This window comes from Campylobacter concisus (assembly GCF_050447445.1).
Taxonomy (GTDB): domain Bacteria; phylum Campylobacterota; class Campylobacteria; order Campylobacterales; family Campylobacteraceae; genus Campylobacter_A; species Campylobacter_A concisus_BI.
In genome coordinates, this window is sequence record NZ_JALMFW010000001.1 from 1,233,528 (window position 1) to 1,252,761 (window position 19,234).

Consider the following 19,234-nt stretch of genomic DNA (forward strand, 5'->3'; position numbering starts at 1 on the left):
AAACATTAACAAGAAAGGACATTATTAATAATTCTAAGGTTTCTAAGTCGTCGCTATCTCGTGCGATCAACAATATATTCAAAATTGAAAACATTACTACAAAGGATTAAAAATGGCAAAAAATGCAACAGCTCCATTAATGGACAGCACAAGCGAAAATCTTTATAGAGAAATTTATCGATCTCTCAACCAAAATTTAGATTATTTCGAGCAAAAGATTAAAATCACAAAGACTAAAAAGATCGATGGTAAGCAAAAGCTAGATAAAGATAACAATCCCATTATAAACGAGCTTGGAGAGTTTGAAAAGTGGGATGATAGTTATATGATAACTTTTGTCGCTCTTAATAGTGGCGGAGAGCATTCTACGAGAATAACACAAGAGCAATATCTCGATTTAAAAGAAGATGAAGTATATATTGCTAGCGGTAAGATCGAATATAGGCTTTATAAAGATGCTTATAACTCGACCCCAGTTATTGTCTTTAATAAATTTGTGCCTGCGATTGATAGTTTTGTCACGGCGATGCTAAAAATGGAAGCACTTAAAAATGGCTCGAATGCTTGAAAAATAGGGGCTAAACCTTAGCCCCGTGCCTAGACTATCAGCAAGGTTAGGCGGGACAAGCTGGGTTTTGTTAAAGGTTTAAAAAATGATATATAAAGACGATAGATTTAAAATACTTCATCAAGGCATCGATACTTTAGTTATCGGCGTAAATTGTATTGATGAAAAATTTTTTAATACAACTTTTTCAAGCTTTATTCGCAAGATCGCTACGCTAAAACAACAAGCACAAAATTTACGCACATTTGGCGAAAAGTATATTTTGGATGATTTAGGCTTTGATTACGGAAATTTTAAAGTATCAAGTAAAGGCTTAGGTCAATATTTTGGATATTTTTCAAACGATGATATATTTTGCACCATTTCAGATACTAAATTTAAGCCAAAAGGGCTATATCATTTAAAAATTCAATTTAGAAGCATATTTTTACTTAAATATGGACACGTTAGAGCCTATGAGCTTGTAAATAAATTTTTAAGTGATATATTTAAAGAGCATTTTAAAATAAGTGTTTTAAGGCTCGACCTTGCAACTGATGTAACTGGCATAAAATATACTCCACAAGATTTTTTACAATTTAGAAGTTTAAAAAGGGTTTCTAACTATTCAGATCAATATAAAAAAGATGACGATGATTTAATAATTGATGAAAATTCGCCAGTTTTTAATGATATAACTGAAATTAATGTTAATAATTTTATGCGTTTTACTCGCTTCGAAGGTGTAAGCTTCGGAAAAAATCCGCATATGTTTAGGGTTTATGACAAAATAAAACAAGTTCAAAGCAAAAATATTTCAACTCTAATTTTTACAAAATGGGAAATAAACGGCTTTAACCCCGCTGTTGATATGTTTGTATTTAGACATGAAGCGGAGTTTGGGCGATCTGCAATAAAAAGATTAATCCCTATTAATGAAAGTGATGAAATTGCTTATATTTTTAATCATTTGGGGGCTTTTTGGTCGCAAGGGCTTAGTATTTGTAAATGGTATGATCTAACTGATGATGAAATTAATCGTTTAACTGCTGGCACTATTCAAAGTGATAGTGCAAGAAAAATTTATCAAAGATGCGATTTTGATGATAATAGGCTTAAATTTTGGGATATGCTCTTGCCTTGGGGCGATGATAAATTTAAAGCTCTTACTATGCACGATCTTATTCAGTCAAAGGATATTAAAAAAGCAAAAATGGCTTTAAAAGCCTTTGTAAGTGCTGTTTATACTAATTTGGGTGTTAGCGGTGAGAATTTTTTATATGTTTTTACTGAAACGCTTAAAGATCTTGAAAATGATGGCTTAACTCTTCACGAATACGGCTTATCAAAGCTTGCAGGCAATTTTTTGAAAAATGAAAAAACTATAAAAAATCAAAATTTAGATATAGATAATCCCCTTTTTGATGTTTTTAACGCTTCTTTAAATGATTTTTTTGTTGCCATTAGCAAAATAAGAAATGATGATTATATCCATCCTATAACGAATGCTTTAAAGGGGTTTCAATGCAAAAATTAAACGCTTATGGTCTTTTGGTGTGTGAATTATTAGATAGTGGCAAGGATGTTATTTGTATTGATATTAAATGTCCTATCGTTAAAAGGCTTTACGCCAAAAAGCTTGGTTTTATTTGGGCTGATATTGTTATTGGTAGTAGAAAGGCTTTTTACTCGGCTCTTGATGAATTAAATATTCTTTTTATTCAAACAAATTTGAAAAAGCTATTAGATAGCAAAGGTTATTCCTTGCGAAATGGTCGTAAATATATTTTTGCTGTTAAACAGCCTAGATTAGATTTATTTTAAAAAAGGGTTATAAAATGTTAAATATTATTAAAAATTTAGGTGCTTTCTCTTTAAGTGATAGCGGTTCTTTAATAAATAGTCTTAGTCAGTATCAGCCTTGCAATTATTCTTTAGATGATATTAAAACCATTCATCGTTGTAATGCTAATGATCCGATATATCTTAAAGATATTTATTCTAATCAAATTTTCGTTAAATTGTTTGATTTTTTGGTTTATGGTGGCGATGATGAATTTTTTATTTGCGATTGTATTTTAAATCCTTTAGATGTTTCTGATATACGTTTTGCTATCTCTGGTCTTTACGTTGAAATTGAAAAGAAAGATATACCAAAGGGGCATAAACTTCTCTCTTCTGATTTTAATCTAGCTAATATTTTTTCTTCTGCTCTTCTTGATTTACCATTTTCAACTATACAAAGTGATATTACTTTAGGAGCTTTTTCTAAAGGTCAAATCGTTCAAATTAAAGATTTTAGCTTGCCTTTTTATGTTTTAGGTTGCTCTTTATTGCAACTTGGTCTTAATAAATTTATCCTTTTTTATGATGTTTTTTGTCTTGATTATGAATTAGTAAAACTTGGTGTTTTTAGTGTTCGCCGAATTTTTGTTCCAGCTGGATTAGTTAGACCATTTAAGTTTGATAAAACATTTTATAAGTATGTTATTGCTTTATATGCTTATGTTTTTAAGAGTTCTGCCGTTAATTCTCTTGATCTATCTGATGTTGTTAAACAAATTTTTGAATATTCTGGCGAAGAAGATTTATTTAGTTTATTCTTAAGATTACGTAATGAAGCCGTTGAAAAGCAAGCTAAATCCGAAAGTAGTGAGCCACCTATTTATTTATAAAGAGAGGGATTTTAAATAATGTATTCTGGTATTACTCAAGCTATTAGTAAAGTTAGTCAAGTTAATAGTGCTTTAAAAGCTGGTGGGGTTGCTGGTGCTATTGGTGCTGGTGCTAATTTTGATTTAAAAGATAATCCTGTTACTGATATAACTGCTCTTGGTATTTGGGGATTAAAAAATGTTTATAATAGTTTTTTTGATAAAAAAGAAAGTGTCGATGTTGATAAAAATATAAAAGAACTTAGTGAATATTATGCTAAACAACGTGAAGCTAAAGCAATAGACGCACAAAAAGAAAAAGAAAAGCCTAAAGAAGATAATTTACCTAAGCCATCTGATAACGATAAGCCTAGTAGTGTTCCCTTAACTTTACTTGGTGTTTTAGATCAGCAAAATCATATATTAAAGCTTATGTCTTTAAATTTAGCTGTTTTAGGAGCTGTGAAAAATAACGCTTTTGATAAACAAGCTAGCGTTAAAAAAGACAATTTATATAATCAATCTCCAGAAATTCAAGGGCGTGTTACATTTGATAGAAAAACTGGATATTGGGTTGATCCTACTACTAAAACGCTTTATAATCCTTATACTGGCGATCGTATATATGATAATGCTTCGTCAAATACTGGCACTAATTCCGCTGTTTCTACTGGTGTAGATTTTAAAGAAGTGTTAAAATCTCAAGAAAAAATTAATAGTGAAATTTCTAAATATATCTCAACTATTGGCGAAAATCAAAAAGTATATAATCAAAATTTAGAAAAGCTTGTTATTAATTCAAAAGAGTATTCGCAAGCTATGAAAGATGGTTTGGCTGGTGTTAAGCTTAAAGCCAGTGTTGCTGTCGATAATAATTTAAACGCTTCTTTGGCTATTAATAAGCCAGTTGAGATTACTTTACCTAGTTCTTATGTCGATAATCAAAAAATACTTAGTGATAATTCAACTAAAACGCTTGAAATTTATAAAGAAAAAGCTGATTTTGATAAGACTTCGATTGCTGTAAAGGATCTCGACGGCAATACTATTGTTAACGCTTCGCCACGCGATATTGCTTTATCTCGTCAAGCTGTTCAGGCTCGTGTCTTAACTGATGAAAATAGTTTTGAATTAGATAGCGATGCTTTAAATTTATTTGATATTCCTATCCCAAATTTTAAAGATCTGTTTGATACTGAATTACCTAGTAAAACTTTACTTAAGGATTTAAAATAATGGCTGATAAACGTTCTGAAGCTGGAAGAATTTTAAAACTTGGTATCCACGAAATGTTTGAAGACCTAACTTATAGTGTTGCTTATGATGAAGTTTTAAGTAGGCTTAAAAAAAGTGGTATGGATGACGGCATTTTAAAAGATGCAATAAATAGCGGTATTACTATTATGTTTAGCGCTGCTTTAGTCAAATATATTCAGCTACAAGAAAAAGTAGTTGATAAGATTATGAGTGTTGTTTATGCTGGTGTTGTAGCTTTACTATCTCCTTTAGGTAAATACGCTAAAAGTAAGCTTGGTAATATAAAAGGCACTAAACTTAATAGGATGCTTGGTTTTTTAACTGGTAATTTTTCTGATCGTGTTGGTGTTGCTAAAGTGTTGGTTGAATGTGGTAATCAAGTAATTAACGCTAATAATTCTAATAGTTCAGCACTCCAAAATGTCAATACTATTATTAATCAACGTCAGCATATTTTAGAAACTAAAAATCAAGAATTTAACTATGCAAAAGCAAAGGTTGATAATATAAATCAAACCCTACTTTTTAAGCTTTTTAGCTCTCGCTTTACTCCGCAAGATAAAGAAATTCTTAGACGTATAACTGGAAGTGATAAGATTGATATTGACGCTTTAAATCACGTTGCTGATTTTATGTTTGTTACTGATGATGCTGGCAATATTCTTGGTCTTAGTGAAATGTTTATTACTATGATGAATGGACTAGGCTATTTTAATGGAAAGGATAAAAAGCATGGCTCTTGATTGTGAGAAAGCTTTTGAAGAAGAAATGAAAAAGTTTGATAGTATTGGTGCTTGTCTTGCTCGTATTGAAAAAATATTAACTGACAATTTAAAAGATAAAAAAGATGATAAAAGCGGTTTAGCATCTTTGGATGAAACAAATCGTCTTTTAAAAATTCTTTGTCGTGATCTTGTAGGTAAAGAATAATGGTTTCTTTGCTGTGTGGTTGTTGTAATAAGAAAAAAGACTTTACTTTTTATATTGAGAGAATATTATTTTTTCGTGCTGGCACTGAAAATTTAAATGCTAGTATTGATGAAAAATATGATAAGAAAGATGCGCTTTTTGATTGCGGTTTTTTTGGTAATAGTTGTATCCGTGATAAGCGTATTTCTTCTCTTTTTGGTCTTGGTTTTTATTTTTCTGCTTATACTAATTCTAGTATTAAAAAGGCTAATGTACCTTTACACATGCATTATAATAGCGATGATGCTGCCGATTATGAATATAGGGTAGGCACTGATTTTTTAACTCCATCTGGTAAGATTAATATTACGGATTTGCCCAGCTCTTCTGAAATTTCTTCTTATTTTGATAGTAATTTATTCTTTTCTTTTAGTGATCGATCTGATTACTTTTATTTTTGTATTCCTGCATCTTTTAATTATGCAAAATATACCAGCCGTCTTTCCTTTTCTGCTTTTTCTTGTTATTCATCTTCTAGCCCCTTTTTTAGAAGTGATCTTCGTCTTGGTCTTTTGGATTGTGACTATGCTGGTATTCATACTGAAGCTTTTAATCTTTTTTCTATTTTTTCTAGTTTTGTTAATAAATCTTTTGTTTATGAATTTTCTGATTTTATTAATATATTTGAAAATTCTCTCTCTTCTTTTTATTCTCAATTTTATAGCGATGTAACTAACTTTAATTTACAACATCGCTATTTATCAGTTTATCGATTTTCAAAAAAGGAGTATTATGCCTATCTACAAAATTACACAACAGCAAGGCAATAGGGTTATCACTTCAACGCTTGAAGCTAAAAGTGTTTCCGATCTAATTGCTTTTTTAGATGCTGTTTCTACTGCTGAAATTAAGTATATTTATAAAGTCGAGTTTGAAACTCAAAAAACTAATTTTCCGTCTGATGACTTCAATTACAATAAGCAATTTAAAGCTTTTGTATCTAATAAAAATCGTATGTGCAAGCAAATCTTAATTCATAATGTAAAAAAGACTAAAAACGAGGCTGAAATATCTGCTTTAATTAAAACACATTTAGAAGTAGGCGGACTTGCTGTAAAGGGTGTTTCTTGTTCCCTTTTTATGGATAAGTAAAAATTCAATAATTTGTATTTATAATCTGCATTATTTTATTTTATGGTGAGTTTTTATGTTCCCTAAGTTTAATTCATTTTCTGATTTTTTCTGGTGGATTGTTGGCTGGTTAATTGTTATTGCTGTTTTAGTTTGGTTTATTGAATTTAGTTCTCTTTTTTTACGTCCTGAATTGCCTAGTGAAATCTTGCGTAAGTTGCTTTAGTCCTTTTTTCGTCCTTGTCCCCTTTCCATAATACGGCACTACCACCGCTCTGCGGTGTGTGCCGTATTCTCCCCTTTTTCCTTAAAGTCTATTTTTCTTTATTTTTTCTTCCTTATTTGTTTTTCTTTGGCAAGTTGCGTGCGTGGTTTCTGCGTTATGTTATTTTGCTTTTTATCTTCGCTTTGTTTTTGCCCTAGCCACGCACGTTGCCAAAACTCGCGGACGAAAAAGCGAAGCTTTTGAGCGTTGCTGAAGCGTCCTATTTCATTGTCTTTATTTTTATAAGTTTCGCTTATTTCTTTTTAATATCGTATTTCCAGCATTTTTTAACGCTATGAAACAACTTTTTATTTTTTTTTCTAAAATTTGCTTTGTTTAAAACGTTTTAACAAAAACAAGCAAATTTAAAAAAGTCGAATGACAAAAGAAAGGATAAAAAAATGTTAAGACAATCAATAGACGGACTTTATGCAAAAAGTCTTACTTTTTCTAGTGGTAGTGATGAAGATGCTTTACTTCCGCTTTTAGCTGGCAAAGTTGAAAGTTATTCAGTCTTTGGCGATGGTGGCACTGCTTTAGCTTCAACACCTGATCCACTTAATCGTAAAAATGTGATCGTTGGTGCTAAGACTGCGACTGGTAGAATTTCTACTATGGTAACTATCCCGCACGTTAAACAAAGTTATATGTTTCAAAATTTTCTTTCTGATTTCACTGGCAAATTAGATGCAAATTATGATACTGCTGTTAAATGCGATTATGTAACTTTGAAATTTGATAGACTTTAAGGAGTAAGAGATGTCTAAATGTTTAGTTAAAAATACAATAAATAATAGAACTTATGGCTTTGCTTTGCCGTGCGGTGGTACTGAAGCTAAAGCATTTTGTGATAATGCTCTTGAAGGAACTTACGTAATACTTTCTCGTGCTAATGAGCAAGGTAATTCAAGCGAAGCAAGCGTTATTGAATATACTATTACTGGTAAAAATACGGCTGGCAATAAAACTACTTTTAGCTTTTATACTAAGCCTAGTATCGATGAAGACCAGATCAAAACCGCTTTAGCTGGTAAAAAATTTAATGGCGTTAAGTTTGATGAAATTTACGTTATTAGTGCTAGAAAAGTAAAATAGTGTTTTCAATGTTAAATTTAAGCTCCCTATTTAATAGGGGGCTGTTAATCCATGCTTTTATATACCTTGCTTTATCGCTTTATATTTCTATTTTGAAAGATGATATTAAAGATCTTACCACTGAAACCATTACATTAAAAACTAATTTAGCAATCGAAAAACAAAATACTGAAAACGCTTTTTTAATTATTGATAATCAAAATTTAAAAATTAAGCAATTAAAAATAGATAGCGAAAAAATATCTAAAGAAAATAATATTTTAAATCAAAAATTACAAAAACGTTTTAGCATGATCGAAACACCCAAAACGGACGACTGCTTAAGTAAGCTAAAATTTTACGATACTTTACTTTTAGAGTTTAGCAATGGCAATTATTCCAAATAAACTATTTTTCTTTTTCTTGCTGTCTTATCTTGTTTTGTTTGTTGGTTGCTCTGCAAAATCTTCACAAGGTGCTATTAAAGAAGCTTATATGCCTATAGAATGTAATGTAACAATTCCAGATAAGCCTATTTTTGATCCATTAAATCCAGAAAGTTTAAAAGATTTAATTATTTACTGCATACGAATAGAAGATTTATTAAAAGGCTGTGTAAATGGACAATTTAAACAAGGACGATAATTATTTAATTTTAGTTCTTTTTGTTGGGTTTATAGCGTCGATTTTAAATCTTGAAACTAAAGATTTTTCTAAAATCAAATATAAAATTTTATCTTATTTGCTTAGTTTTTTAAGTTCTATGTTTTTATGTTGGATCAGTTATGAAATATTTTTTTTCTTTCTAAACAATATTAGAGTTTCGGTTGCTCTTGCTGGTTTTGTGACTTGGCGTGGCACTGATTGGATATATTCAAAAATTGATAAAGCCTTAGATAAAAGGATAGAAAAGGATTAACATGACACTTGGCGAGCATCAAGAAGCTTTTATGAAAGATGTTGAAAAACTTTTAAATTATCTTCATTCTAACGGATACTCTATAAGGGGTGGCGAATTAGAAAGGACACAAACTCAGCAAGAAATTTATTATAATAGTGGCAAGAGTAAAACTATGAATTCAAATCATTTAAAACGCTGTGCTATTGATTTACATATTTTTCGAAATGGTAAATGGCTGCAAACTAAAGAAGAATTACAAAATATTGGTAATTACTGGGAGAGCCTAAATAGTTCTAATCGTTGGGGCGGTAATTTTAAAAGCTTTATTGATATTCCCCATTTTGAAAGAAATTGCTAAAATCTCTTGACTTCTATCTTAAAATCTTATCAAGAACACAGATAATGACGCTCGATTTTTGTTGTGGTGGTAGCGGTGAGGTCCAAAGGATAAATGTCAAATTTTTTGATAAAAATTTGACTAAAGATTATATAAATTCCAGCAAAATAAAAGATTTTACTACAAATTCTGGCATCAAACTTGGTGACAAACAAGACCAAATTTTAAAGAAGCTAGGCAAGCCAAACGATCTACAAGAAGAAAATGCCACCTCTATCGTCACCTACATCACTGAGCAAAACGAGAGCAACCTCTTGCAAGAATTTGACATGCCACTCTACTACGAGAAATTCATCTTTTCTAATGGAGTTTTAAAAGAGTATGAATTTGGATTTGAATACCCGTGATATTCCGCGGATCAGGATATTAATTCCATAGAATAGCAAAAGATATTTTACAGCCTAAAAGCATAGATTTTCTATTCTTCGTCCAAATTTATTTCAGGTAGTTTCTCTTCGTCAAAACTCTTATCTTTTTTTGTAGCTGACGCAACCTCGCTAGCTTTTTTTAAAAGCCCATCAAGTCCTTGTCTTGCCAAACGCTCATTTAGCTGCTCTGGTGTATCTTTCACACCATCAAGATCGCTAAAATCGTCAAATTCTTCATCGTCTTCTTTTTGGATCTTTATCTCGTAATCAAGCTTGCCATCAAGTCTAGCTAGCTCGTCGCTTATCGCAGCGCAAAAGACCTCAGTGTATCCTCTGTGAGCGCAGTTTTTGGCTAGAAATTCACTCATCACGTTTAGGTGATTTATATAGTCATCTTGTAAGATATTTGCCTGTAAAAGTTCAAATTTTAAAAAGAGCCAGTAGGTGTTAAGCACGTCACTTTCGCAGTATTCATTGATCTTATCAAGCTCGCCAGCGTAGTATAGCTCAAGCACCTGATCGCCGTGCACGTCATACTTGCCTGGTAAATTTAAGCTAGCACAAAGCGTATCAAGCTTTAGTCCACGCACGCTTCCAAAATCGCTTATAAAATCAAGCAGGTCAAGGTGAAATTTAGGCGAATATCTGGCTCTATAATTTTCCCATTTGTTTTTATTTAGCTCTTTGTTTTCGCTTTCGTAATATGCCGCTGCATTTAGGTTATATCGCATCGCACGCACCATTAGCATAGGCAGGTCAAAGCCACGGCCATTAAAGCTAATGAGCCTTGGGTTGTAGTCATTTATAAATTTCAAAAATTTAGCGATGATCTCGCGCTCGTCCCTGCCCTCCATCGTGCTAACTTTTAAAAATTTGCCGTATTCATCAGCCATCACAGCCGAGATCGCCACGACCCTATGAAACATCACAGGTAAAAACTCACTTCCACTAGCCTCTTTTTGTAAAGCCATCGCCTGGATACTCACATCTTCGTCGCTCCCGTCAATGCCGTAAATTTTTCTTATCAAATTTGCATCAGGTATAGTCTCGCAGTCAAAGACACAGATGTAGCTTTTTGCCATTTTAGCCCTTTTTTAAGCATTTTTTCTTAAAATCATACCAAAAATTTATATCTAAAGTGATCAATGCAAAACAAAAATCAACTAAAAATAGCCATTGTAAAGCTATCAGCACTTGGTGACATTGTCCATGCGGCTATAGTGCTTCAGTTTATCAAAAAGCACCATCCAAATGCCCATGTCACATGGCTCGTTGATGCCCGTTTTGCAAGCCTTTTAAAAGATCATCCACTAATCGACGAGCTAGTCGTTTTACCACTTAAAGAGAGCTTTAAAAAGAGCTACAAGATCATAAAAACACTTGGTAAATTTGACAAAGTGATTGATATGCAGGGACTTTTAAAATCAGCCGTCGTCGCAAAACTACTTGGCAAAGAAATTTACGGCTTTAGCAAAGAGAGCGTCAAAGAGAAAATAGCTGCTAGACTTTACAAGCATAAATTTAAAATTGACTACAACGAAAACATAATAGTTAGAAATCTAAGCCTTGCAGGATTTGCTCTAAATTTTAGCTTTGATAGAAGTGAAATTTTAGAAAAATTGCCATGCTTTGAAATAGTTGGAAATTTTAAAAATGAAAGTGGTAAAAAGCGTGTTTTAATCACTGCATTTGCAAGTAAAGAGAGTAAAATTTATGACAAATTTAAAGATGTGATCAGACTGCTTGATGGATGCGAAATTTATCTTTGCTACGGCAACGACAGCGAAAAAGCAAGAGCTGAGGCGATCATCTCAGGCACCAAGGCAAAGCTACTTGAAAAACTAAGCATAAAAGACATGATAGATTACATCGCTAGCTGCGATTTGGTAATTGGCAACGATAGCGGCTTAACGCACCTTGCATGGGCTGTAAATAGGCCTTCTATCACGCTTTTTGGCAACCGACCAAGCCACAGAAATGCTTACATCACGGATAAAAATTTAGTTATAGATATGGGCAAGCAAATAGATGCTAGAAGTATCGATAAAAACGACTTTTGCATAAGAGAAATTTACCCTGAAACGGTTGCAAATTTTGCAAAAAGGCTGCTAAATGGATAGGCTATATCTAGCTGGCTTTTACACATTAAAATTTCTTATATTTATATTGCCAAGCTCCCTTCAAAACCTGCTTGCTAAATTTTTGGCATTTGCGTTTATGAAGCTTAAAAAAAAGCGTTTTCATGTCGTGATGACAAATTTAGACCTTGCATTTGGCGAGACAAAAACTAAAGAAGAGAAGCTAGAAATCGCCAAAAAATGCTACTACAACTTTGCAAAATACCTTGGTATAAATTTCATCCTCAATCAAAACACGACAAAGCAAAAGATACTAGAGCAAGTTGTTTTTAAAAATGAGCACTTTTTACTTGACGCGATGAAGTCTGGCAGGCCCATCATAGTTACAACTGCGCATTTTGGGCAGTGGGAGATATTTGGCCTAGCTGTCGCGGCTCGCTTTGGGGCCTCTTCGGCGCTTGGCAGAAGGCTTGATAGCAGCGTCATGGATAAAATTTTAAGAGCCAACAGATCGCAGTTTGATGTGGAGCTAATAGACAAAGATGGCGGTGCAAAAGATATCTTAAAAGCGTTAAAAGCTAGGCGAATAGTAGGAATTTTAGTTGATCAAAACACCGCACCAAAAGATGGCATAAAGGTGCAGTTTTTTGGCAAAGATGTGCTTCACACGCCAGCAGCAAGCGTGCTAGCGCAAAAGACAAATGCCCTTATCATAAATGCATTTATCTACCAAAAAGGTGAAAATTTAAATGAAATTTGCTTTGAGCAGCCAATAGACATAAGCACGTTTGACAAAGAAGATGCTGTGCAAAAAGCAACGCAAATGCAATGCAGTGCGTGCGAAGAGATGGTTAGAGCAAGACCTGAGGAGTACTTTTGGTTTCACCAAAGGTTTAAGAGATTTTACGAAAAAGAGTATAAATGCTAAGCGTTGTCATCCTAACTTACAATAGCGAAAAGTACCTAAAAGAGGTGCTAGAAAGCGCTAAATTTGCTGATGAGGTCATCGTTGTAGATAGCGGCTCAAAAGATAGCACAAGGCAAATTTGTGATGGCTTTAGCAACGTGAAATTTCACGAGCAAGCTTGGCTGGGATTTGGCACGCAAAAGCAAAAGGGCGTGGATCTAGCCAAAAATGAGTGGGTCTTTGTGCTTGATAGCGATGAAGTGATCACAAATGAGCTTAGAAATGAGATCATTAGTACGCTAAAAGAGCCTAAATTTATGGCATACAATGTAGCTAGACTAAATTTTTTCTTTGGCAAAGCGATAAAAAATATGGGCCTTTATCCAGACTACACAGTGAGGCTTTTTAATAAAAATTTTGCCAAATTTGATGGCAGAGCGGTGCATGAAAAGGTCATTTTAAATGACGGCTCGCAAAAGCTTGGAGTGCTTAAAAATCACTTTTTGCACTACGCATACGAGAGTATAGAGCAGTTTATCACTAAGCAAAATCGCTACTCAAGCATGGGGGCAAAAAGGAATTTATTTAAAGCTCTAACAAGCCCAGCATGGACATTTTTTAAGCTTTACGTGCTAAAAGGTGGCTTTAAAGAGGGCTTTACTGGCTACGTTATAGCCAGGCTTTACGCCCAGTACACATTTTGGAAATATATAAAATGAAAATACTTGTAATTAAATTTAGAAATATCGGCGACGTACTTTTAACCACGCCGCTCATTGAAAATTTGCACCACTACTACCCAGACGCAACCATCGACTTTGCCCTAAACAAAGGCACAGAAGCGATGATAGAAGGCAATCCTTATATAAGTAAAATTCACATTTACGATAGACAAAGTGCAAATTCTGGCTTTTTTAAAAAACTAATTACTGAGATAAAATTTATAAAAGCCATCAAAAAAGAAAAATACGATATGGCCGTACAAACAACCACGGGAGATCGTGGTATCATCATCTCAAAATACGCAAAGATCAAAAAAATAGTAGGCTTTCTTGGCAAAAATCAATCAATAAATAAACTTCTAAACGTCAAGGCAAAATACTATGAAAATTTTTCACATACGATCGATCATAATCTAAACGCTTTAAGGGCTTTGGGATTTGAACCGGTTAGCAAAAAGGTGAGCGTATTTTCGGACGAGAGTGTGGAGCATCTAAATTTGCCAAAACGCTTTGTACATATGCATCTTACAAGCCGCTGGATGTTTAAATGCGCAAATGATGAGAGCATGGCAGAGCTCATCGACTACTGCGAAAATGAGCTTGGTGTAAAGGTCGTGCTAACAAGCGATGATAAAGAAAATGAACTTGAAAAGCTAGCAAGCGTGCTAAAAATTTGCAAAAGTGAGCCTATAAATTTAGGCGGTAAGCTAAATTTGAAACAAACGATCGCCCTATCAAAGCATTCAAGCCTTTTTATCGGTGTTGATACCGCCATCATGCACATTGCCGCTGCAAATGATGTACCAGTCATAGCCTTTTTTGGTCCAAGTAATGCTTTTGAGTGGGGGCCTTGGGATAACTCACTTATGGAAAATGGCTACACAGCGCAAAATGGCATACAAAGCATGGGCAAGCATATCGTCTATCAAAAAGATTGGGACTTTGTGCCTTGCGATAAAGAGGGCATAGCAAAGCATGGCATAGAAAAGACATTGATGGATTTTAGCGACGAAATGCCAAAAATAAAAGCCAAAATAAAAGAAATTTTAGGATAGATAGATGAATATTCTTCACACGCAGACACTTTTTAACTGGGGTGGCGAGCAAAATAAGACGCTAAATGAGATGCGTTTTATGCGCGAGATGGGTCACAATGTCATACTTTTTTGTAACCCAAATTCTCAGATAGAAAGCGTTGCAAAAGAAGAAGGCTTTAGTGTTATAGCACAAGAGATGAATAAGAAAAATTTTCATAAAAGCGTACCAGCACTTTGCGAAGCGATAAGCTCAAACAAGATAGATATCGTAATCACGCATGGCTCGACTGATAGCTGGGTTGGAGCCGTTGCTGGACTATTTTACCGAAGCAAAGGCGTTAAATTTTACAAGGAAAGGCATAATCTTTTTCCTATAAAAGGCTTTGTTTCAAAACTAATGCACAAAAGACTATTTGATAAAATTTTATACATCTCAGATAGCGTCAAAGAGTACTTGTTAAGCATCGGCGTTAGCGAAGATAGGCTAGTTTTTATGCCAAGCACGGTTGATGTTGAAAAGATTGATAGCACAAAAAGCACTTTTAGAGATGAGTTTCATGTCGCAAAAGATGAGCTAGTCATCGGTACTTTCACCTCTCTTTACCGCAAAAAAGGCGTCTTTGACTTTGCAAGTGCCGCAAAAGAAATTTTAAAAGAGAAGAACGCCACAATAGTTTTTGCAGGAAATATCAGTGAAAGCACAAAAAATGAGATTGCCTCTATTTTTAGCAAAAAAGACAAGATCATCTTTACTGGATTTAGAAATGACGCGGCAAATGTTATAAAAAGTTTTGATATCTACGTATTTGCTTCGCACTCTGAGGGGCTTGGTACTGTATTGCTTGAAGCAATGAGCTCAAAAGTGCCAGTCGTAGTCTATGATAACGCCCCGATGAACGTACTAGTTAAAGACAAAGAGCGTGGGCTTTGTGCTAAAAATTTAGATGAGGTTTCACTAAAAGAGTGTATTTTAGGGCTGATAGATGAGCCTGAAAAAGCTAAAATTTACTCACAAAATGCCTTTAAATTTGTGAATGAAAACTTTAGCCACAAGGCGCTAAAAGAGGCTATTAAAAATTTACTGGAGCAAAAATGAACTACCCAGTTTGCGTGCTAACGATGCATCACTGCAATAATAATGAAAATGACTTTGCCATTAAGCCAGAGCTATTTAGAAAAGCACTTCTTATGGCGCTAGATGAGGGCTATAAATTTATAAACTACAGCCAGTTTAAAGATATAGCTAGTGGCCGAGTAAAAGCCTCAAGAAAGAGCATTTTGTTAACTTTTGATGATGGATATTTTGATAATTATAAATTTGCATTTCCTATCCTAAAAGAGCTAAATATCCCAGCTGTGTGCTTTTTGATAACAGATAAGATCAAAGATTTTAAAAGGCAGGATTACGATTTTTCGTTTAAGATACACAAAGATATCGACTACAACAAAGATATAGAGTATTTTTTAAATTTAGACGAGATCAGACAGATGCAAGAGAGCGGGCTTTTTGAGTTTGATAGCCATACAGCGAACCACTTTTCTTGTAAATGCAATGATGAAGAAAAATTAAGAGAGGAATTTTCTAGCTCGCTAGCTAAGATAAAAGAGCTATTTCCCGAAAAACAAGAATTTGGCTTTTGCTTTCCCAAAGGGCACTTTAACGAGCTTTCACTAAAGGTTGTAAGAGAGTATTATGACTTTGCTTTTAGTGTGATAGATGGTGGATTTTGCGCAGGAGATGATAAATTTAAGATAAGACGTATCGATATCTCAAACAATGCAAAAAGTGAAAAAGACTACATTTTTAGGGTCAAAAAGAAGCTTTTTATCTATTCTACGCCGGTGCTAGGAAATTTATATTCAAATTTTAGAAATAGAGACTATAAATAATGCTTGAGGCATTGAATGAGGCTTGTAAAGAAATTTTAAAAGATAAAAAACAAGCCTTAATCGCTCTTACTGGGCTTCACGGTAGTGGCAAAAGTACACTTGCAAAACAAATTAGAAAAAATGGATTTAAAAACTTTAAACCTTATCAAATCGCTGTAATCGATGATGATGTAATGAGCCTAAATTTATTTATAGCTCGTCCAAAGATAAAAATCAAAAGCGATCATCAAGATGAGTTAAAACCATTTTTTAAATTTATCATGCCATTTGTAAAAGTCGTAATATACGTAAGCGCAAATCCACTTTTACGTATAAGTAAATGTGACATTCTTTGTATTTTAAACGCTGATGAAGAAGCTCGAATCGCTGGAATTTATAAAAGAAATTCTAGTGACGATTTAATCAAAACACAAAAACATATAAATAAAAAAGAGCTTGATCTAGCAGGCCTTACATATAAAGTCAAGTTAGAATTTGACTTAAAAGTTGGAGCAAAAAATGAATAATCCCGTCTATGTAATATCATTAAAAAGAGATGAAGAGCGAAGAGAAAATTTACAAAGACAATTTAAAAGATATGATGAATTTAAAATAATAGATGCGGTTGATGCTAAAAATTTTAGTGTCAATGAGTATTACAATGCAATGATAGATTGCTTGTTAAAATCTTGTGATGAAGATTATAAATTTAAAATACCTCCATTAGTAGCAACTCCGGGTGAGCTAGCCTGCACAATGTCACACATAAAAGCTTATGAGGATTTTTTACAAGGCGACGCAGAATTTACTTTAATATTAGAGGATGATGTTATTGGAAATGACGAATTAATAAATGAGGCCTTTTTGCTATGCAAAGATATAAGTAGTGATAGTATTTTTATATGCGGTGTGCAAGATGGATTAAATAGTAGATTTCGTGCTTTTGGCAAAAAAATAAAAGAAAATTTATATCTTATCTCACCATACTCATACGCTAGTATATATAGAACGGCTGCTTACATTCTAACAAGAAAGAGTGCAAAAGCTCTGCTTGATTTTTACAAAGATGGCCTTTACGGAGCCGATAAATGGGAAGCGATCCTAAAAAACACTGATCTAAAAATGTACTTTGGCAACATCTTTTCTCATCCAGAGGAGCTAAATAGCTCTAGCTTGGAAATCCAAAGAAAGCAAAAAGATAGGATAAGTTCTCTTTTTAAAAGATGTAATAAAAATTTCTCATACAAAATTTCAAGATTTTATGAAAAACATATAGCTAAAAATGAGAGAATTTTTACAAAGTAAAATTTCTCTTAAGATTTTAGTGTTGAATATAGTGAGCCTAAAAAGTCATTTTGATAGATAAATAGTGTCTTTTTTAGCCAGTTTGCATCTTTTTTTACCGCTATTCGCCTTATATCATCAAGCACACCATCAGGTTTATTTATCCCACGCTTTGTTGTGAAAAATACCTCATAGCCAACGCTTTTTGCCACATTTTTTAGCTCATCATTAAATTTACCTCTTGGCCAGCAAAGAAGCTTATCATCAAAGCCAAAATTTTTATACATAAATTCTTTGCATTTTGTAAAATTTTCTTTCATTTCACAAATACCAAAATAATCATCAAAATGCGTATAAGTATGCGAGTGAAAGTCAAAGCACTCTTTCATCTTTGCTATTTCCTCGTAGTTTAAAAAAACATCTTCAGGTCTAGTTGGTGCAGCATTTTTGTATTCGTTATGATCTAACTCTATAAACTCGCCACTTTTTCTACTCGCCTGCTCTATCCAGCCAGCAACTAGAAAAATAGTCGCTTTAAGATTAAATTCCTTGATAATAGGATATGCGTAGACAAAATTATCCTTCCAGCCATCATCAAATGTGATAAAGACACTCTTTTTTGGCACACTAAGCTCACCTTTTTTATATGCCACAAACTCAGCCGAACTTAGCGATTTGTAGCCATTTTGAGCCAAAAATTTCATCTGATCTCTAAACTCATCTACGCTACTTGCAATAAACCCACTTTTTTTAAGCACATGATGATACATTAAAACAGTTACGCTCATTTTGCAAGTTCCATATATAAATTTTGAGTGTTTTCTATCATTTTTTCTATACTAAAAATTTCTTTTACGTATTCTCTGCCAAACTCACCCATCTGTTTTCTTAAATTTTCATCCAAAATAAGCCTTTCAAGTACTTTTTTTAGCCCCTCTTTATCGCCATTTTGAAATAAAAATCCACTCTTTCCATCACTCACTGCCTCGCCAAGACCGCCCACATCGCTTCCGATAGTGGCTAACTTGCACGAAGATGCTTCAAGCAACGCTCCACCGATAGCCTCCATCTCTGAAGGCAACACACAAATATCAAGAGAGCCCAAAAAATCGCTCACATCGGTTCTATTGCCAAGCATAAAGATATTTTTTTTATCCTTTATATATTCGTGTAAATTTTTATTTTGCGGGCCATCACCTACGATAAAAAGGGCTGATTTTTCTAAATTTAACTCGCTAAATGCATCGATTAAGAGCTTATGATTTTTAGCTGCTCTTAGCACCGCCACAATACAAATGCCTACTACATCGTCACTTAGGCCAAATTCTTTTTTCATATTTATCTTAAATTCTGGTGTATACTTTTGCGTATCGATGCCTGTATAAATTTTGACGACTTTTTCCTTTTTCACGCCTCTTTTTATAAGATCCTCGCATACTGAGTCGCACACGCCGACTACTTTTGTACTTAGGTTGTAAGGTAAGGGCGATGTTATAGGTAGCTGTAAATGCCTAGTGCGAACCACGCTAACGCCGCAAATTTTACCTACAATCGCTCCAATAGTACCGTCCTTTCCTGAGTGAGTTGAGATTATTTTTATGTTATTTTGCTTTACAAATTTGCAAATTTTTAAAATTTCAAAGATATTAAAAGACTTTTTGAGATTAAACTCAACGAATTCACACTCTATTTGCTTCTCAAAGCTTTTTGAGCCAGGATTTAGTCCATAAAAAACCTTAAACTTGCTCTTATCTAGTCCATTTATCACACGCTGAGTACGGTGCTCCTGCCCACCAAATCCAAGAGAGCTTTCAAGCTCAAGTATATTTATCAT

27 protein-coding genes are annotated in these 19,234 nt (G+C 33.6%); 24 read left to right on the forward strand and 3 right to left on the reverse strand.

The window, feature by feature from the left end:
- The first annotated feature begins 112 nt into the window (after positions 1-112).
- The 16 genes from MTT30_RS06315 to MTT30_RS06390 all read left to right on the forward strand — a co-directional run bounded on the left by MTT30_RS06315 (position 113) and on the right by MTT30_RS06390 (position 9,482).
- Complete coding sequence (locus MTT30_RS06315) at positions 113-568, forward strand: hypothetical protein (protein ID WP_429801381.1); 456 nt, start codon at positions 113-115, stop codon at positions 566-568.
- 85 nt (positions 569-653) lie between these two features.
- Entirely contained in the window at positions 654-2,084 is a 1,431-nt protein-coding gene (locus tag MTT30_RS06320; RefSeq protein WP_103560110.1) for a hypothetical protein, read from the forward strand.
- Positions 2,072-2,371: a hypothetical protein gene (locus tag MTT30_RS06325; protein WP_072594633.1), complete on the forward strand. Its 300-nt coding sequence runs from the start codon at positions 2,072-2,074 to the stop codon at positions 2,369-2,371. Before MTT30_RS06320 ends, MTT30_RS06325 begins: the two co-directional genes overlap by 13 nt.
- A 14-nt stretch (positions 2,372-2,385) precedes the next feature.
- On the forward strand, positions 2,386-3,222 hold the full coding sequence (locus MTT30_RS06330) for a hypothetical protein (protein WP_429801382.1): 837 nt from the start codon (positions 2,386-2,388) through the stop codon (positions 3,220-3,222).
- Between the two features lie 18 nt (positions 3,223-3,240).
- Positions 3,241-4,437 (forward strand): hypothetical protein, encoded by a 1,197-nt coding sequence (locus tag MTT30_RS06335; protein WP_429801383.1) that lies wholly within the window; start codon positions 3,241-3,243, stop codon positions 4,435-4,437.
- Positions 4,437-5,201 (forward strand): hypothetical protein, encoded by a 765-nt coding sequence (locus MTT30_RS06340; protein ID WP_429801384.1) that lies wholly within the window; start codon positions 4,437-4,439, stop codon positions 5,199-5,201. Before MTT30_RS06335 ends, MTT30_RS06340 begins: the two co-directional genes overlap by 1 nt.
- Positions 5,191-5,388 (forward strand): hypothetical protein, encoded by a 198-nt coding sequence (locus tag MTT30_RS06345; RefSeq protein ID WP_072594637.1) that lies wholly within the window; start codon positions 5,191-5,193, stop codon positions 5,386-5,388. The genes MTT30_RS06340 and MTT30_RS06345 overlap by 11 nt, the downstream gene beginning before the upstream one ends.
- Positions 5,388-6,197, forward strand: a complete 810-nt coding sequence (locus MTT30_RS06350) for a hypothetical protein (RefSeq protein WP_429801385.1) — start codon at positions 5,388-5,390, stop codon at positions 6,195-6,197. The genes MTT30_RS06345 and MTT30_RS06350 overlap by 1 nt, the downstream gene beginning before the upstream one ends.
- Entirely contained in the window at positions 6,160-6,519 is a 360-nt protein-coding gene (locus MTT30_RS06355; RefSeq protein WP_072594639.1) for a hypothetical protein, read from the forward strand. The genes MTT30_RS06350 and MTT30_RS06355 overlap by 38 nt, the downstream gene beginning before the upstream one ends.
- A 645-nt stretch (positions 6,520-7,164) precedes the next feature.
- Positions 7,165-7,512 (forward strand): hypothetical protein, encoded by a 348-nt coding sequence (locus tag MTT30_RS06360; protein ID WP_103592696.1) that lies wholly within the window; start codon positions 7,165-7,167, stop codon positions 7,510-7,512.
- A 10-nt stretch (positions 7,513-7,522) separates the two neighbouring features.
- Positions 7,523-7,858 (forward strand): hypothetical protein, encoded by a 336-nt coding sequence (locus tag MTT30_RS06365; protein ID WP_085658460.1) that lies wholly within the window; start codon positions 7,523-7,525, stop codon positions 7,856-7,858.
- Positions 7,858-8,244, forward strand: coding sequence for a hypothetical protein (locus MTT30_RS06370; protein WP_429801386.1), 387 nt, complete (start codon positions 7,858-7,860; stop codon positions 8,242-8,244). Before MTT30_RS06365 ends, MTT30_RS06370 begins: the two co-directional genes overlap by 1 nt.
- The gene (locus MTT30_RS06375) at positions 8,225-8,482 is read left to right on the forward strand and encodes a hypothetical protein (protein WP_084041368.1); all 258 of its coding nucleotides are present in this window, start codon (positions 8,225-8,227) and stop codon (positions 8,480-8,482) included. The genes MTT30_RS06370 and MTT30_RS06375 overlap by 20 nt, the downstream gene beginning before the upstream one ends.
- Complete coding sequence (locus tag MTT30_RS06380; RefSeq protein ID WP_085658463.1) at positions 8,457-8,756, forward strand: hypothetical protein; 300 nt, start codon at positions 8,457-8,459, stop codon at positions 8,754-8,756. Before MTT30_RS06375 ends, MTT30_RS06380 begins: the two co-directional genes overlap by 26 nt.
- Position 8,757: 1 nt before the next feature.
- The gene (locus tag MTT30_RS06385; protein WP_429801387.1) at positions 8,758-9,096 is read left to right on the forward strand and encodes a M15 family metallopeptidase; all 339 of its coding nucleotides are present in this window, start codon (positions 8,758-8,760) and stop codon (positions 9,094-9,096) included.
- A 44-nt stretch (positions 9,097-9,140) separates the two neighbouring features.
- Entirely contained in the window at positions 9,141-9,482 is a 342-nt protein-coding gene (locus MTT30_RS06390) for a hypothetical protein (protein WP_103648786.1), read from the forward strand.
- A 71-nt stretch (positions 9,483-9,553) separates the two neighbouring features.
- Here the strand turns inward: MTT30_RS06390 and MTT30_RS06395 are convergent, their stop codons facing one another.
- Positions 9,554-10,585 carry a 3'-5' exonuclease gene (locus tag MTT30_RS06395; RefSeq protein ID WP_429801388.1) on the reverse strand — a complete coding sequence of 344 codons (1,032 nt, stop codon included), beginning with the start codon at positions 10,583-10,585 and terminating at the stop codon, positions 9,554-9,556.
- Between the two features lie 63 nt (positions 10,586-10,648).
- On the opposite strand from MTT30_RS06395, the gene waaC reads away from it, so the two are divergent.
- Genes waaC through MTT30_RS06435 form a run of 8 tightly spaced genes read left to right on the forward strand, consistent with a single transcriptional unit; the run spans position 10,649 to position 17,421 of the window.
- A complete protein-coding gene (gene waaC, locus MTT30_RS06400) occupies positions 10,649-11,623 on the forward strand; it encodes a lipopolysaccharide heptosyltransferase I (RefSeq protein ID WP_429801389.1) in 975 nt (324 codons plus the stop codon).
- Positions 11,616-12,509, forward strand: coding sequence for a lipid A biosynthesis lauroyl acyltransferase (locus MTT30_RS06405; RefSeq protein WP_429801390.1), 894 nt, complete (start codon positions 11,616-11,618; stop codon positions 12,507-12,509). Before waaC ends, MTT30_RS06405 begins: the two co-directional genes overlap by 8 nt.
- Positions 12,503-13,207, forward strand: a complete 705-nt coding sequence (locus MTT30_RS06410; protein WP_429801391.1) for a glycosyltransferase family 2 protein — start codon at positions 12,503-12,505, stop codon at positions 13,205-13,207. The genes MTT30_RS06405 and MTT30_RS06410 overlap by 7 nt, the downstream gene beginning before the upstream one ends.
- Positions 13,204-14,265, forward strand: a complete 1,062-nt coding sequence (gene rfaQ, locus MTT30_RS06415; RefSeq protein ID WP_429801392.1) for a putative lipopolysaccharide heptosyltransferase III — start codon at positions 13,204-13,206, stop codon at positions 14,263-14,265. The genes MTT30_RS06410 and rfaQ overlap by 4 nt, the downstream gene beginning before the upstream one ends.
- A gap of 4 nt (positions 14,266-14,269) precedes the next feature.
- On the forward strand, positions 14,270-15,343 hold the full coding sequence (locus tag MTT30_RS06420; protein ID WP_103583737.1) for a glycosyltransferase family 4 protein: 1,074 nt from the start codon (positions 14,270-14,272) through the stop codon (positions 15,341-15,343).
- Positions 15,340-16,137, forward strand: a complete 798-nt coding sequence (locus MTT30_RS06425; RefSeq protein WP_054197090.1) for a polysaccharide deacetylase family protein — start codon at positions 15,340-15,342, stop codon at positions 16,135-16,137. The genes MTT30_RS06420 and MTT30_RS06425 overlap by 4 nt, the downstream gene beginning before the upstream one ends.
- On the forward strand, positions 16,137-16,643 hold the full coding sequence (locus MTT30_RS06430; protein ID WP_054197091.1) for a hypothetical protein: 507 nt from the start codon (positions 16,137-16,139) through the stop codon (positions 16,641-16,643). The genes MTT30_RS06425 and MTT30_RS06430 overlap by 1 nt, the downstream gene beginning before the upstream one ends.
- Positions 16,636-17,421 (forward strand): glycosyltransferase family 25 protein, encoded by a 786-nt coding sequence (locus MTT30_RS06435; protein WP_429801393.1) that lies wholly within the window; start codon positions 16,636-16,638, stop codon positions 17,419-17,421. The genes MTT30_RS06430 and MTT30_RS06435 overlap by 8 nt, the downstream gene beginning before the upstream one ends.
- 8 nt (positions 17,422-17,429) lie before the next feature.
- Here the strand turns inward: MTT30_RS06435 and MTT30_RS06440 are convergent, their stop codons facing one another.
- Positions 17,430-18,188: a polysaccharide deacetylase family protein gene (locus tag MTT30_RS06440; protein ID WP_429801394.1), complete on the reverse strand. Its 759-nt coding sequence runs from the start codon at positions 18,186-18,188 to the stop codon at positions 17,430-17,432.
- On the reverse strand, positions 18,185-19,234 hold the full coding sequence (locus MTT30_RS06445; RefSeq protein WP_429801395.1) for a glycosyltransferase family 4 protein: 1,050 nt from the start codon (positions 19,232-19,234) through the stop codon (positions 18,185-18,187). The genes MTT30_RS06440 and MTT30_RS06445 overlap by 4 nt, the downstream gene beginning before the upstream one ends.

Coding starts and splice junctions, on each gene's coding strand:
- MTT30_RS06385 (WP_429801387.1), top strand. CDS start 8,758: ATGACACTTGGCGAGCATCAAGAAGCTTTTATGAAAGATGTTGAAAAA.
- MTT30_RS06335 (WP_429801383.1), top strand. CDS start 3,241: ATGTATTCTGGTATTACTCAAGCTATTAGTAAAGTTAGTCAAGTTAAT.
- MTT30_RS06330 (WP_429801382.1), top strand. CDS start 2,386: ATGTTAAATATTATTAAAAATTTAGGTGCTTTCTCTTTAAGTGATAGC.
- MTT30_RS06345 (WP_072594637.1), top strand. CDS start 5,191: ATGGCTCTTGATTGTGAGAAAGCTTTTGAAGAAGAAATGAAAAAGTTT.
- MTT30_RS06360 (WP_103592696.1), top strand. CDS start 7,165: ATGTTAAGACAATCAATAGACGGACTTTATGCAAAAAGTCTTACTTTT.
- MTT30_RS06430 (WP_054197091.1), top strand. CDS start 16,137: ATGCTTGAGGCATTGAATGAGGCTTGTAAAGAAATTTTAAAAGATAAA.
- MTT30_RS06350 (WP_429801385.1), top strand. CDS start 5,388: ATGGTTTCTTTGCTGTGTGGTTGTTGTAATAAGAAAAAAGACTTTACT.
- MTT30_RS06365 (WP_085658460.1), top strand. CDS start 7,523: ATGTCTAAATGTTTAGTTAAAAATACAATAAATAATAGAACTTATGGC.
- MTT30_RS06440 (WP_429801394.1), bottom strand. CDS start 18,188: ATGAGCGTAACTGTTTTAATGTATCATCATGTGCTTAAAAAAAGTGGG.
- rfaQ (WP_429801392.1), top strand. CDS start 13,204: ATGAAAATACTTGTAATTAAATTTAGAAATATCGGCGACGTACTTTTA.
- MTT30_RS06320 (WP_103560110.1), top strand. CDS start 654: ATGATATATAAAGACGATAGATTTAAAATACTTCATCAAGGCATCGAT.
- MTT30_RS06445 (WP_429801395.1), bottom strand. CDS start 19,234: ATGATAAATATACTTGAGCTTGAAAGCTCTCTTGGATTTGGTGGGCAG.
- MTT30_RS06410 (WP_429801391.1), top strand. CDS start 12,503: ATGCTAAGCGTTGTCATCCTAACTTACAATAGCGAAAAGTACCTAAAA.
- waaC (WP_429801389.1), top strand. CDS start 10,649: ATGCAAAACAAAAATCAACTAAAAATAGCCATTGTAAAGCTATCAGCA.
- MTT30_RS06325 (WP_072594633.1), top strand. CDS start 2,072: ATGCAAAAATTAAACGCTTATGGTCTTTTGGTGTGTGAATTATTAGAT.
- MTT30_RS06435 (WP_429801393.1), top strand. CDS start 16,636: ATGAATAATCCCGTCTATGTAATATCATTAAAAAGAGATGAAGAGCGA.
- MTT30_RS06420 (WP_103583737.1), top strand. CDS start 14,270: ATGAATATTCTTCACACGCAGACACTTTTTAACTGGGGTGGCGAGCAA.
- MTT30_RS06405 (WP_429801390.1), top strand. CDS start 11,616: ATGGATAGGCTATATCTAGCTGGCTTTTACACATTAAAATTTCTTATA.
- MTT30_RS06390 (WP_103648786.1), top strand. CDS start 9,141: ATGACGCTCGATTTTTGTTGTGGTGGTAGCGGTGAGGTCCAAAGGATA.
- MTT30_RS06315 (WP_429801381.1), top strand. CDS start 113: ATGGCAAAAAATGCAACAGCTCCATTAATGGACAGCACAAGCGAAAAT.
- MTT30_RS06395 (WP_429801388.1), bottom strand. CDS start 10,585: ATGGCAAAAAGCTACATCTGTGTCTTTGACTGCGAGACTATACCTGAT.
- MTT30_RS06380 (WP_085658463.1), top strand. CDS start 8,457: ATGGACAATTTAAACAAGGACGATAATTATTTAATTTTAGTTCTTTTT.
- MTT30_RS06340 (WP_429801384.1), top strand. CDS start 4,437: ATGGCTGATAAACGTTCTGAAGCTGGAAGAATTTTAAAACTTGGTATC.
- MTT30_RS06425 (WP_054197090.1), top strand. CDS start 15,340: ATGAACTACCCAGTTTGCGTGCTAACGATGCATCACTGCAATAATAAT.
- MTT30_RS06375 (WP_084041368.1), top strand. CDS start 8,225: ATGGCAATTATTCCAAATAAACTATTTTTCTTTTTCTTGCTGTCTTAT.
- MTT30_RS06355 (WP_072594639.1), top strand. CDS start 6,160: ATGCCTATCTACAAAATTACACAACAGCAAGGCAATAGGGTTATCACT.